This window comes from Paenibacillus sp. FSL W8-0186 (assembly GCF_037969765.1).
GTDB classification, from domain to species: domain Bacteria; phylum Bacillota; class Bacilli; order Paenibacillales; family Paenibacillaceae; genus Fontibacillus; species Fontibacillus woosongensis.
Genome location: NZ_CP150207.1, coordinates 3,436,708 through 3,449,935, shown reverse-complemented (window position 1 = coordinate 3,449,935; position 13,228 = coordinate 3,436,708). Strand labels below are relative to the sequence as shown.

Genomic DNA, 13,228 nt, shown 5'->3' with positions numbered 1-13,228 from the left:
ACTCTTGGGACATGGAAGGCGTTAGAGATAGAGGGGACTATATTTGGACGCCGGCAATTATTTACTATGATCTGGAGGTTACTCATGAAATTTCGCACTTGGTTCTTTTCCTTTATCATTCTGCTGTTGATTTGGCCGTTCTCCGGTCACGCGGATGCTGCGGCGGCGCGTCCGATCGAAATTGTTCTGGATGGGCGGATCCTCTCCAGCGATGCGCCTCCGTATATCAAACCGAAATACAATGTCACAATGGTACCGCTTCGAGTGATCAGTGAAGGCCTGGGGGCTCAGGTCGACTGGCTGGCCAGCGCCAAGTCCGTGACGATTGCGAAAGACAGCAATATCATCGTATTGCGGGTGGGGAGCACATCGGCGCAAGTGAATCATGCCGCGGTGAAGCTCGATGTTTCGGCGGAGATCCAGTCCGGGCGTACGATGGTTCCGCTTCGTTTCGTTGGGGAACAGCTTGGTTTGCAGGTAGACTGGAATTCCGCAACGCGAACGATAGCGCTATCTTCACAGGGGACGAGCATTCCGCCAATTACCGGGCCAACAACGCCCGTTATTCCTCCGACCGAACAGCCATCTACACCACCACCTGCGGTTCAGCAGCCTGGAGGCGGCGGAGCAGCGTCCGAGCTGCGGGGAGTCTGGGTATCCTCAGTGCTCAATCTCGATTGGCCCACGAAGGCCTCGTACGGAAACGCCGAGCAGCAGAAGCAGGAATACATCAAGCTGCTGGACGAGATCCAGGCCATGGGGTTAAATGCGGTATTCGTTCAAGTCAGGCCTACCGCAGATGCGCTCTATCCTTCCCAGCTTGTGCCATGGTCGGTTTATCTGACCGGAACAGCGGGCAAGGATCCCGGATATGATCCGCTGGCATTTCTCATTGAGGAGACGCATCGCCGGGGCATGCAGTTTCACGCTTGGTTTAATCCGTTCCGCGCTAGCATGAATGCCGATACGAGCAAGTTGCCAAGCAGCCATGTCGTTCATCAGCATCCGGACTGGATCGTCAAATTTGCCGACAAGCTCTATATTAATCCCGGGATTCCTGAAGCGCGCCAGCATATTATTGATGCCATTATGGAAGTCGTAAATGGCTACGATATTGACGGGGTGCATCTGGATGATTATTTCTACCCGTCCGGCGAGACGGCTTCCAGCAAATTCAATGACGATGCAACGATGAAGCGATACAACGCGAAGCAGTTGAACAAAGGGGACTGGCGCCGTGACAATATCAACCAGTTCGTGCGCGACCTTGGTCAGAACATCCGCGCCGTCAAGCCGGCAGTTTCTTACGGCATCAGCCCGTTTGGGGTGTGGCGCAACAAGGCTTCGGATATTACCGGTTCAGATACGAAGGCCGGGATAACCGCTTATGACAGCACTTATGCCGACGTTAGAACCTGGATTCGCAATGAATGGATTGACTACGTTACGCCGCAATTGTATTGGAGTCTTACGCGCCCTGAGGTGCGCTACGATATTTTGACAGACTGGTGGGCACAGGAGGTTCGGGGAACGCGGGTGAAGCTGTATATAGGCCATGCTCCTTACAAGATTGGCACACCGGAAGTCGGCTGGCATTCGGCGGACGAAATTATCCACCAGCTGGAGTACAATGAGCGTATACCTGAAGTGAAGGGCAGCATCTTTTTTAGCGCCAAAGATTTAAGGAAAAATCCTCTTGGACTAGTTCCATTATTGAAATCATATTTCGGCTCCTAGGATGACATAGGAATAGCCCCCATGACATACATAAGCAGTAGACGTGTATGGAATGGGGGCTATTGTTTATGCTGATAAACGGCGTATTCGAGGGCGGAGGGGTCAAAGGGATATCCCTGGCGGGAGCCGTCAGGGCGGCTGAACGGTACGGGGCGGTATTTCACCGGGTTGCGGGTACTTCATCCGGCTCTATCGTAGCGGCATTAATTTCCGCTGGCTACTCCGCGGAGGAAATGAAGGATGTCATCATGGGCACTTCATTTCTGGAATTTCTGAAGAGGTCGCGGATTTTTAATGTACGGCTCGTAGGGCCGGCGCTGCGGGTCCTGTTGAAGAAAGGGCTATACTCGGGGGAATCTTTGGAGAATTGGATACGGATGCTCTTAAAGGATAAAGGCATCCGAACGTTTGGAGACTTGCCGAAGGGCAAATTGACGATCATCGCCTCCGACATCACAAGCGGCAGAATTTTAATTTTACCCGACGATCTTCAGAAGCTGGGGATTACACCGCACAAGTTCGAAGTTGCCCGGGCGGTGCGGATGAGCTGCAGCATCCCTTACTTTTTTGATCCGGTGCTGCTGCGGCTGCCGCCGCGGCTGTCCACGGGCAAACCTTTTGCCGATCAGTTTCTGCATATCGTTGACGGCGGACTGCTGAGCAATTTTCCGTTATGGCTGTTCGACGATGACAGCTGCAAACCCCGCGAGAAGATGATCCCGACGGTAGGCTTCCAGATGGTCGGGAAGAACTCCAACCAGCCCCATATGATCAGGGGTCCATTCACGATGCTGCAAGCGCTCGTCGAAACGATGCTCTCCGCGCATGACGAGAGATACATTGAGCAGTCAAACCGTTACCGGACAATAAAAATACCGACGCTTGGCATCGGTACAACCCAATTCGATATCAGTAAAGAAGAAAGCCTGCTGCTTTATGAATCCGGGCTCCAATCCGGCAACCTATTCTTCGACGAATGGAACACCCAATACTACGAAGAACAGTTCATAAAGTATCAGCAGGCAAATTTAAAGACTTAGTGGTATCTCGGAATATCCTCGTCATTTTTCCCTTTATTCCCCTCGATGACCTGGAACGGATAATGCTTGCGCTTTTGCCCGCTGGACTGGCGCTGCTCGGCAGCCAGTTTGGCCATCGTTCGGGCTGAAGGTTTCACTTTAGGATGCTTTGCCCTGTACTTGCGGGGCGGGAATTTGTAGAGCCAGACTACGGCCCCTACCAGGATGGCCGGAATCAGCAAGCTGCTCCAATTGATATGACCATTTCCGAATAACGCGTTAATTACACCAAATGCAGCAAGTCCGATCATACTCCAAAATAGAATGGCCTGCTTTTTCATCGCTTATCATCCTTTCACGGGATCAAAGGCAGTATTAGGGGCAGGCTGTTCAAGGACGCCCTCCCGTTCATATTGTGCGTCAAGCTCTCGCATCCGGTTAAAGGAAGCGATCGATACCTCCACTTGGTCGTCCTTGGGCTCTTTCGTCGTCAGCAGTTGAAGCCACAGACCCGGATAACCCAGAAACCGCAGTACGGGAATATCGCGAACGGCGTTGGTCAGGCGCAGAAGTTCAAAGGATACGCCGATAACCAGCGGCAGAAGCAGCAATCTGATGTACATGCGCTCCCAGACATTGTCCCAGTGGAACAAAGAGTAAATGATTACACCGACGATGACGGTCAGAATAATGAAGCTGCTGCCGCAGCGATAATGGAGCCGGCTGTATTTCTGCACGTTCTGAACCGTCAGTTCTTCCCCGTGCTCGTATGCTGTTATTACTTTATGCTCGGCGCCGTGATATTGGAACAGTCTCTTGATTACCGGGGTTTGCGAGATAGCCCATAAATAAACCAAGAGGAGTATGATCTTAATGGCCCCTTCGACCAGCGTATGCAGCACCCGGTTGTCGAAGGCGTTTTCGAACAAAAACTCCTCTACGACGGCCGGAACCAGGGTAAACACGACTTTGCCGAACAGGAAGGACAGAACGCCGGCGATCGCCACGCCTACAATCATCGTCAAAGAGAAGCCGGATGATTCCTTCTCCTTCTGCTTGGCCCGTTCTTCTGGCTCCGTCTCGTCATCGGCCATGGCTTCGGCGGAATAGTTCAAATGCTTCGAGCCCTTGGCGCTGGAATCGATAATGCTCACTATGCCGCGGATCAACGGGATTTTACGCAGCCGCTTGACCCAAGACTTGTCCTCTTTAGGAACCTCTAAAAAAGTAATTTCTCCGCTCTTGCGGCGGACTGCAGTGACATTGACATGCTTTCCGCCAAACATGACTCCTTCTATTACGGCTTGGCCGCCATATATATTCGGTTTGGAATCCTTCGGCAAATATTTCACCTTCCCTAATTAATATCGTTGTCGCTAAGAATAATTCCATTGTATCGAATATAGGAATCAAATTCTAGTTTGTTTAGTCTTTTTGGAAATGCGCATACTAAAACGACGAATGGAAGCCTTGGATAGAGCAGGAAAGGAAGGGATGCGCGAATGTCGAATCAACGGCAGCAAGGAAGTCAAAGCAACAACAGAACGAATATATGGACGTTCGGCTTGCAGCTTGGTTTTTTTGCCGGGCTAATCTGGGGAGGAGCGAGGGGGTTGTTGTATTTTTTCAGACTTACCGATATTGTGCCGGGGTATTTGGCGGAGCCCTTTTTCAAGACCCCGTTTCTAAAAACGCAGGTAGGTTATTATGTCGGGTGGCTGTTCTTCATTTTGTTCTCGATCGTTGCTGCAATGCTGTATACAATATTTTTGCGGCGACTGAAGGGGCCTTACCCCGGGATCATTTACGGTATTGTCTGGTGGCTGGTGATCTTTCTTGTTCTGGGGCCGATGTTTGGCATGACCAAGAAGGTCACTGCGCTTCCGGTGGATACGCTGATCAGCGAATTTTGCTTGTATTTGCTATGGGGACTATTCATCGGTTATACGGCCGCGATGGAATTTACAGATGAACGCCGCAGAGAACCGCAAAAAGCGCTGCAATAAGTATAAAAGGCTTCTCTTTTCCCTCACACCTATGTTAAAATTACTTTTGGTTATTTTGCAGGAAGGGTGTGGCATGATGTACCGTATCCTGGTATTGAACGGACCGAATTTAAACATGCTCGGCATACGCGAGCCTGGCGTTTACGGTTCTGAAGGGCTTCGCGACATTGAGGACAAGCTCTTGAAGCTGGGCGAGCAGCAGGGTTTGGCGATTGAATGTTATCAAACCAATCATGAGGGATACCTGATTGATAAAATTCATGCGGCTTTCGGCAGCATCGATGGAATTTTGATCAATCCGGGGGCATGGACGCACTATAGCTATGCGCTCCGCGACGCTTTTGCAGCGGTGAATATCCCTTTTGTGGAAGTGCATATGTCGAATATTCATGCCCGTGAATCATTCCGTCATACATCGGTTACCGCCGCCTTGGCGATTGGGCAAATCGCCGGCTTTGGCTCATACAGCTATGAGCTGGGATTAATGGCGCTCGTGCGGTATCTGGAAAGTCGGAAATAAGGAGAGCATATAATGGCGAATTCTAGAGTAAGCCGCCTTCGGGAAGCCATGAAGCTGAAGAGCTTGGATGCGCTATGGATTACCGGAGACGTCAATCGGCAATACTTGACGGGATTTACCGGCTCGTCCGGCTACGTGCTGATTACGCTGGACAAGTCTTATTTGTTAACGGATTTTCGTTACATGACACAGGCAGCCGATCAAGCCGCTGGCTTTGAAATCGTGGAGCATGGCTCGTCCGTGGCGAAGACGCTGAAGGAACTGCTGGCCGGACAGAAGATCAGCGAGCTAGGGTTTGAAGAAGAGAACGTCGTGTTCTCCACCTACCGGGCTTATGAGCAGGAACTGCAGCCGGTCAAACTGGTTCCTTCGGCTGGCCTGGTTGAAGGTCTGCGCATTTACAAGGATGATCATGAGCTGGCGCTGATGAAACAGGCTGCGGAATTGGCTGATCAGACGTATATGCATATGCTGAAGGTGCTGCGTCCGGGCGTAACAGAGCGGGAAATGGCGCTGGAGATCGAAATTTTCATGCGCAGGAACGGCGCAACTTCAAGCAGCTTCGATACGATTGTGGCTTCGGGCGAGCGTTCGGCTCTGCCGCATGGGGTAGCCAGCGATCGCGTATTGCGCAGTGATGAATTCGTCAAAATGGATTTCGGAGCGCTGCTGAACAGCTATTGCTCGGACATTACACGGACGGTAGTGCTCGGCAAGCCTGCTCCCAAGCATCGCGAGATTTACGATATCGTACTGGAAGCGCAGCTGCATACGCTGGCGCATCTTCGTCCAGGCATGACCGGACGTGAAGCGGATGCCTTGGCGCGTGACATTATTGTACGCTACGGCTACGGCGAGCAGTTCGGCCATAGCACCGGCCATGGGCTGGGGATGGAAGTGCATGAAGCCCCGCGCCTGTCCAAGCTGAGCGACGATATCCTTCAGCCGGGAATGGTCGTTGCTGTCGAACCGGGGATTTATATACCGGGCTTCGGCGGGGTCCGGATTGAAGACGATGTCGTCATTACGGAAGGCGGCTGCCGCAGGCTGACAGAATCGAGCAAGGAATTTACCGTCATTGATTGTTAATGAACGGCTTTAATATGGGGTAATTTATATTATCATATAGTAGTTATGCAACTCATTTGATCCTATAGGAGGTTCTATTTGTGATTTCAGTTAACGATTTTAAAACAGGCCTGACCATCGAATTCGAAGGTGACATTTATACGGTACTGGAGTTCCAGCACGTAAAGCCGGGTAAAGGGGCTGCATTCGTACGCTCTAAACTGAAAAATCTCCGTAACGGGAATACGGTCGAAAAGACTTTCCGTGCCGGTGAGAACGTGAGCAGAGCGATGATTGAGAACCGCGATGTTCAATATTTGTACGCTAGTGGACAAGACCATACTTTCATGGATAATGAGACGTATGATCAATTTACATTGTCCTCGGAACAATTGGAATGGGAACTGAATTTCCTGAAGGAAAATATGAACGTAAAAATCGTTAGCTACCAGGGCGAAATTCTCGGAATCAATTTGCCGAACAGCGTAGAGCTGCGCGTAGTGGAATCCGAGCCAGGCATTAAAGGGAACACGGCTACTGGCGCTACGAAGAACGCCAAGCTGGAAACTGGACTTAACGTGCAGGTTCCCCTGTTCATTAATCAGGATGATGTCCTTCTGATTGATACTCGTGAAGGCAAGTACATTTCCCGCGCGTAAGTTCACGCTACATGCATGCCTTGCAGAAGGCAGCGTCGTCCTCCACTCATTTTCGGGTGGAGGAATTTTTTTGGATTCATTTGGATCGGGAAAATATGACGAAAACTTCGCATATTGCCGCGAAAAGCAATGGATTAATTCAGCTCTTTCGTATTATACTGGTTTAAAGCGTTACTGCTTGAATTTGCGGCGATAGCGATTCTATTCGGATTTATCGTATATTCATAGCCGTACTGTGCTTTTTGGATAGGAGAGTTTACTTTTTTGGGAGGGTCTGATTTGGCTTTATTTGTGATGAAGTTTGGGGGAAGTTCTGTCGGTGATACGGAACGGATGCAGCGCGTAGCCCGGCGCATCGCCGAGAAGCAGGATGAGGGGCATCAGGTCGTTGTGGTGGTGTCCGCCATGGGAGATACGACGGATGATTTAATTGATCAGGCGAAGCAGCTCAGCAAGGAGCCGCCTTTGCGTGAAATGGATATGCTGATGACGACCGGTGAGCAGATTTCGATTTCACTGCTATCGATCGCGATTCATGCGCTAGGCCGCAAGGCTGTGTCATTTACCGGCTGGCAGGCTGGTTTCCGTACGGATAAAGAGCATTCCAGAGCCCGTATTACCGATATTCAGCCGCAGCGAGTGCAAGCAGCGCTGGATGAAGGAAACATCGTCGTCGTTGCAGGATTCCAAGGGATTAGCGAGGACGGGGAGATTACGACGTTCGGGCGCGGCGGCTCGGATACGACAGCGGTCGCCTTGGCAGCGGCCATTTCCGCCGATTACTGTGAAATTTATACAGACGTAGATGGAATCTACTCTACGGACCCGCGGATCGTCAAGAATGCCCGCAAGCTGAAGGAAATATCCTATGACGAAATGCTGGAGCTGGCCAACCTGGGAGCTGCCGTGCTTCACCCGCGCGCAGTAGAGTATGCGAAGCATAATCATGTTCGTCTCGTCGTTCGTTCAAGCTTTAATCATAATGAGGGTACGGTTGTTAAGGAGGAAGTGACAATGGAGCAAGGCGTAGTAGTCAGCGGAATAGCTTACGATAAAAATGTAGCAAGAATTAGCATTTTGGGCGTATCCCATATTCCAGGAGTTTTAGCCCAGGTGTTCGGTTCTTTGGCTGAAGCAAAAATCGATGTAGACATTATCGTACAAAGCGGCGTGCAGAACGGCAAGGCGGATTTCTCCTTCACCGTATCTTTGACAGATTTGGAGAAGGCGCTGCATGTCATTAACGGAATTCGCGGCAGCCTTCCATTCGATGAGGTTACTTCGGAAGAGGGATTGGTCAAGGTGTCGATCGTCGGGGCCGGCATGGTTAGCCATCCAGGCGTGGCGGCGAAAATGTTCGATGTCATTTCCAAGCAGGACGTTAATATCAAGATGGTGAGCACCTCGGAAATTAAAGTATCCTGCGTTATCGAGGGTACGAAGCTCAATGAGGTGGTCAAAGCATTGCACACCGCTTATGGCCTGGACACCGAAAGCCAAGTGTTCGTCGGTGGACCGCAGGAGCGCCGCTAACCCGGTTTGATTCCTATTGAACTACTAAATAAGAAGACCGTTTCTCTGCAGTGAATTCATTGCAGATGAGACGGTCTTTAGTTTTTTTAGGTTTAAATTATTGATTTTTGTTATTTTATCGCTCCCGCAAGTTTAAACATAAGGTATTAAGGTATAGGTTTATTCATGCCTACCCAAGGAAAAGCCGAATAGGGAGGACCATTAGCGTGTTTGATACTAAAGAGAACTTCAAGGAAGCGTTTAAGAAAGAGCTGGTGATGCAGTTGGGGAAGCCTGTCTCTCAGGCGACCGATGCGGATGTATATCGTATTTTGGGCATGATGATCCGGGAAAGAATAGGTGAGGATTGGGCGAATACGAACCAGAGGCTGAAAGCGGCCAAAGCCAAGCAGGTGTATTACTTTTCTATGGAGTTCCTCATCGGAAGGCAGCTGGGGAACAATTTGCTGAGCCTGGGTGTACTGGAGCTTGTGCGTGACGGACTCCAAGAGCTGGGCTTCGATTTGGACTCAGCCGAGGAGGAGGAGAGCGATCCGGGGCTGGGCAATGGGGGGCTTGGGCGGCTAGCGGCCTGTTTCCTCGACTCGTTGGCTGCGCAGCAGCTGCCCGGGCATGGTTGCGGGATTCGGTACCGATACGGCCTATTCGAGCAAAAAATCGTCGACGGACACCAGGTAGAACTGCCGGACTACTGGCTGCAGCGAGGGAATGTGTGGGAGGTGTGCCGGGAAGACAAGAAGGTGGAGGTGCGCTTCGGCGGCGAGGTTCAAATGACGGAGAGAGACGGCCGTCTGCATTTTGAGCTGGCAGGCTACGAGAGCATTTGGGCCATTCCGTATGACATCCCGGTCATCGGCAGCGGCTCAAGCCATGTCAATACGCTGCGCCTCTGGAGCGCCCGGCCGGCAAAAACACCCATTAAACCCAATAACGGCAGCTACTATAATTATTTGAACTACTATCGCTCGGTCGAGTCCGTTTCCGAATTTCTCTATCCCGATGATTCCGAATTTGAAGGCAAGCTGCTAAGGCTGAAGCAGCAGTATTTTTTATGCTCTGCAGGCCTGCAGAGCATCCTAAGGACGTTCGACAAGCTGGAGCTTCCAATCGAATGCCTGCCGGACAAAGCGGCGATACATATCAACGATACGCATCCTACGCTGGTGATACCGGAGCTCATGCGGATTCTGATGGACGAAAGGAGCTGCTCCTGGGAAGAGGCGTGGCAAATTACGCGCCGGGCGGTCTCCTATACCAACCATACGACATTAAGCGAAGCGCTGGAGAAATGGCCCGCTGTCATGGTAAAACAATTGCTGCCGCGCATTTATATGATCATCGAGGAAATGAACAAACGCTTTTGCGCGGAGCTCCTGGAGCGTTATCCGGGGGATCAGAACCGGATTTCTCAGCTGGCCATCGTGTATGGAGATCAAATCCGGATGGCCAATTTAGCCATCGCTGGCAGCTATAGTGTAAACGGCGTAGCTGCCCTTCATACTGAAATATTAAAAAAACGCGAAATGAAGGCATTCTACGAGCTGTATCCGGAGAGGTTCAACAACAAGACGAACGGGATTTCTCATCGGCGCTGGCTTATGCACGCCAACCCGGCATTAGCGAGGCTCATTACCGAAGCTATCGGCTCGCGCTGGATTAGGCAGCCCAGGGAAATGATCGGACTAATCAAATATGCCGAGGATCGCGGTTTTCAGGACAATCTGCACGAGATCAAGCGGGGAAACAAGCTGCGGCTAGCGAAATACGTGCGGGAAAGGCTGCACATCAGCATTGACCCGGATTCGATTTTTGACGTTCAGGCGAAACGATTGCATGCCTATAAGCGTCAGCTGCTTAATGTGCTGCATATGATGCATCTGTATAACCAGCTGAAGGATAATCCCTCGGCAGATATCACCCCGCGGACGTTTCTGTTCAGCGCCAAGGCCGCGCCTGGATATTATTTGGCGAAAAATATCATTAAATTGATCAATACGGTGGCGGACACGGTGAACCGGGATCGAACGGTCCGCGATAAAATGAAGGTCGTTTTCCTGGAGAATTACTCGGTGTCTTTGGCCGAGAAGCTGATTCCGGCAGCCGATGTCAGCGAACAAATTTCGACCGCAGGCAAAGAGGCTTCGGGGACCGGGAACATGAAATTTATGATGAACGGAGCCTTGACGGTCGGAACATTGGATGGAGCCAACGTGGAGATGCATGAAATGCTAGGCGATGACAATATGTTTCTGTTCGGCTTGCGGGCAGAGCAGGTTATGGAATACAACCAGAGCGGCGAATACTCGCCTTGGCATATTTACGACGTAGATTTGCGTGTAAAAGAAGTGATGGACCAGTTGATCCATCCGGGCCGCTTCTGTCCGGAAGGCCAAGACTTCGAGTCCATTTACCAATCGGTGCTGCACCATCAGGACGAATTTTTCGTGCTGAAGGATTTCGCCAGCTATGTGGAGGCTCATTTGCGAATCGATCTGGCATACCGCAATGCCCGCGACTGGCTGAAGAAATCTGCGCTTAATATCGCCCACTCGGGCAAGTTTTCCAGCGATCATACGATTAAGCAGTACGCTACTGGCATTTGGCAAATTGAGCCCTTGATTCTCCAGCGAAGAAAATAGCATGTCTTATCCGCAAGGCCTCCATATATTTTGGGGGTCTTCTTCTATTTTTTGCAAATAAAAAGAGATGAACGGGCATATGGTAAGAGAGACATGGACAAGAAGGGGGTTGTTATCCGGCTATGCTCGACAAATTCGTGACCAGCATGGCGACCATACGGGTGATTTCCGGCTCGATCGAAATCGTTGCCGCCTTAATTATGCTGAAGCTGGGGCGCGTGGACAAAGCGCTTGCGGTCAACTCTATGCTTGCGTTCGTAGGGCCCACGGTGCTTCTGTTAACGACGGCTATCGGACTGGCCGGGATGGCAGATAAGCTGTCGTGGGGCAAGCTGATTTGGATATGCTGCGGTATTTCGTGTCTCTTAATCGGCATTTTGAAGAAATGATAGATTTCCCGTCATAAAGACAAAGTACAGGCATACACATGAGATATGACACAAGCTAAGACATAGAATTCTGCAAATTAAGCAGAAGTTATTGGGGGTACAAACGATGAGCAACCCTAGCTGGCTATCTGTATTTCCCGATCAAATCCGTTCCTTGCTGCTTCAGCTGCCGTCTGCATTGTTCTCAGGCCTGGAGGAGATCCGCATCCGCGAGGGGCGGCCCCTGGAAGTGAACGCCGCCGGACGGCATTATTACCTGACCCCGGAAGGCGGGCTAACGGGCGATCCGGCCGCCGCTTATAAGCCAGGCAAGCAGGACGGCAACCGGCTCCTGGATTTAATAACGAATCATTCGCTGTACACGATGGAGGAAGAGCTTCGCAAAGGCTTTATTACGATTGCTGGAGGCCATAGAATCGGACTTGCCGGCAGAACCGTGCTGAGCGGAGGCAGGGTTGAGCATTTACGGGACATCAGCGGGTTCAATGTTAGGATCGCTAGAGAAGTGCTGGGCATCGGCGACCGGATATTGCCCCAGCTCCTTGATTTCAAGCACAGAACTGTCTACCATACGCTGATCCTGTCACCCCCTCAGCAGGGAAAGACGACATTGATTCGCGATCTGGCCAGGGGAATCAGCAGCGGAGCCTGGGGGCATCCGGAGGCAAAATGGCCAGGTCTCAAAGTCGGCATAATCGACGAGCGTTCGGAGATTGCCGGAAGCAAGCGGGGGGTGCCCAGCTTTGACGTCGGTCCTAGAACCGACATTATGGACGGCTGTCCCAAGGCGGAAGGCATCATGATGATGCTCCGCTCGATGTCCCCGGATGTGATCATCGTTGATGAAATCGGCCGGCCCGAGGATGCGGATGCCCTTGCCGAGGCTTTGCATGCGGGAGTGAAGGTGATTGCCACCGCGCATGGCTCCGATGTAAACGAGCTGTCCCTCAGACCTGCCCTTTCCAGGCTGACTGACCCGCCGTTCTTCGAGATGTATGCCGTACTCAGACGCAGTGAAGGCGGAATTGCCTATCGACTCTGGGATGGCAAGCGGAGAGGAATTGACCATTCAGGACTCGGCGCGAAGGGCAGGGAACGATATGGTTAAAATGTTCGGCGCAGCCATAGTGCTTCTTGCCGCCACACTGGCTGGTCTGGTGAAGGCGGGGCAATATGCCAGCCGTCCCAACCAGATTAGAAGGCTCATCCTGGCGCTGAAACGGCTGGAGACGGAAATTATGTACGGCTTCACGCCGCTGCCCGAAGCGATGCAGCGCATGGCGGATCAAAGCAGCGAGCCGATCAAGATTCTGTTTGAGGAAGCAGCCCGGAGAATGAACCCGCCGCTGAATTGGACGGCTCAGCAAAGTCTGCATCAGGCGATCGAGACGGGATGGAAGCATACCGCCATGAAGGCGTCGGAGAAAGAGGTTATGCATCAGCTTGGCTTCACTTTAGGGACAAGCGACCGGGCGAATCAGCTGGGGCATATCGCGACAGCCGTCCGCCAATTGGAGAGCGAGGAGCAGACGGCTCGCGAAGAACAAGCCCGTTATGAAAAGATGTGCAGGAGCTTGGGATTGCTTGGCGGGGCTTTTATCGTCATTCTGCTCTATTGATTGCGACTACCCTCTCATCGCCGACGAAATGTCGCTGCA

13 protein-coding genes are annotated in these 13,228 nt (G+C 51.5%); 11 read left to right on the top strand and 2 right to left on the bottom strand.

Going from position 1 to position 13,228, the window contains the following annotated elements:
• Positions 1–84 precede the first annotated feature (84 nt).
• On the top strand, positions 85–1,737 hold the full coding sequence (locus tag MKX50_RS15635; protein ID WP_339157329.1) for a family 10 glycosylhydrolase: 1,653 nt from the start codon (positions 85–87) through the stop codon (positions 1,735–1,737).
• Between the two features lie 68 nt (positions 1,738–1,805).
• A complete protein-coding gene (locus tag MKX50_RS15630) occupies positions 1,806–2,777 on the top strand; it encodes a patatin-like phospholipase family protein (RefSeq protein WP_155610216.1) in 972 nt (323 codons plus the stop codon).
• Here the strand turns inward: MKX50_RS15630 and MKX50_RS15625 are convergent.
• The gene (locus tag MKX50_RS15625; RefSeq protein ID WP_339157328.1) at positions 2,774–3,097 is read right to left on the bottom strand and encodes a hypothetical protein; all 324 of its coding nucleotides are present in this window, start codon (positions 3,095–3,097) and stop codon (positions 2,774–2,776) included. The two genes, MKX50_RS15630 and MKX50_RS15625, sit on opposite strands and share 4 nt — an antisense overlap.
• 6 nt (positions 3,098–3,103) lie before the next feature.
• Positions 3,104–4,099 (bottom strand): DUF1385 domain-containing protein, encoded by a 996-nt coding sequence (locus tag MKX50_RS15620; RefSeq protein WP_213590510.1) that lies wholly within the window; start codon positions 4,097–4,099, stop codon positions 3,104–3,106.
• A gap of 159 nt (positions 4,100–4,258) precedes the next feature.
• Here MKX50_RS15620 and MKX50_RS15615 point away from each other — a divergent pair, with 159 nt between their 5' ends.
• The 9 genes from MKX50_RS15615 (at position 4,259) to spoIIIAB (ending at position 13,189) form a co-directional block, all read left to right on the top strand.
• The gene (locus tag MKX50_RS15615; protein WP_339157327.1) at positions 4,259–4,762 is read left to right on the top strand and encodes a YqhR family membrane protein; all 504 of its coding nucleotides are present in this window, start codon (positions 4,259–4,261) and stop codon (positions 4,760–4,762) included.
• 76 nt (positions 4,763–4,838) lie between these two features.
• Positions 4,839–5,282 (top strand): type II 3-dehydroquinate dehydratase, encoded by a 444-nt coding sequence (gene aroQ, locus MKX50_RS15610; protein WP_213590707.1) that lies wholly within the window; start codon positions 4,839–4,841, stop codon positions 5,280–5,282.
• A 12-nt stretch (positions 5,283–5,294) separates the two neighbouring features.
• A complete protein-coding gene (locus MKX50_RS15605; protein WP_339157326.1) occupies positions 5,295–6,371 on the top strand; it encodes a Xaa-Pro peptidase family protein in 1,077 nt (358 codons plus the stop codon).
• Between the two features lie 80 nt (positions 6,372–6,451).
• Positions 6,452–7,009: an elongation factor P gene (efp, locus tag MKX50_RS15600; protein WP_213590513.1), complete on the top strand. Its 558-nt coding sequence runs from the start codon at positions 6,452–6,454 to the stop codon at positions 7,007–7,009.
• A 279-nt stretch (positions 7,010–7,288) separates the two neighbouring features.
• On the top strand, positions 7,289–8,542 hold the full coding sequence (locus MKX50_RS15595) for an aspartate kinase (protein ID WP_213590514.1): 1,254 nt from the start codon (positions 7,289–7,291) through the stop codon (positions 8,540–8,542).
• A 206-nt stretch (positions 8,543–8,748) separates the two neighbouring features.
• Positions 8,749–11,181, top strand: a complete 2,433-nt coding sequence (locus MKX50_RS15590; protein WP_339157325.1) for a glycogen/starch/alpha-glucan phosphorylase — start codon at positions 8,749–8,751, stop codon at positions 11,179–11,181.
• Positions 11,182–11,303: 122 nt separating this feature from the next.
• Positions 11,304–11,570: a YqhV family protein gene (locus MKX50_RS15585; protein ID WP_155610210.1), complete on the top strand. Its 267-nt coding sequence runs from the start codon at positions 11,304–11,306 to the stop codon at positions 11,568–11,570.
• A 106-nt stretch (positions 11,571–11,676) separates the two neighbouring features.
• Positions 11,677–12,678 carry a stage III sporulation protein AA gene (spoIIIAA, locus tag MKX50_RS15580; protein ID WP_213590516.1) on the top strand — a complete coding sequence of 334 codons (1,002 nt, stop codon included), beginning with the start codon at positions 11,677–11,679 and terminating at the stop codon, positions 12,676–12,678.
• On the top strand, positions 12,671–13,189 hold the full coding sequence (spoIIIAB, locus tag MKX50_RS15575) for a stage III sporulation protein SpoIIIAB (protein ID WP_155610208.1): 519 nt from the start codon (positions 12,671–12,673) through the stop codon (positions 13,187–13,189). The genes spoIIIAA and spoIIIAB overlap by 8 nt, the downstream gene beginning before the upstream one ends.
• The last annotated feature ends 39 nt before the right edge of the window (positions 13,190–13,228 follow it).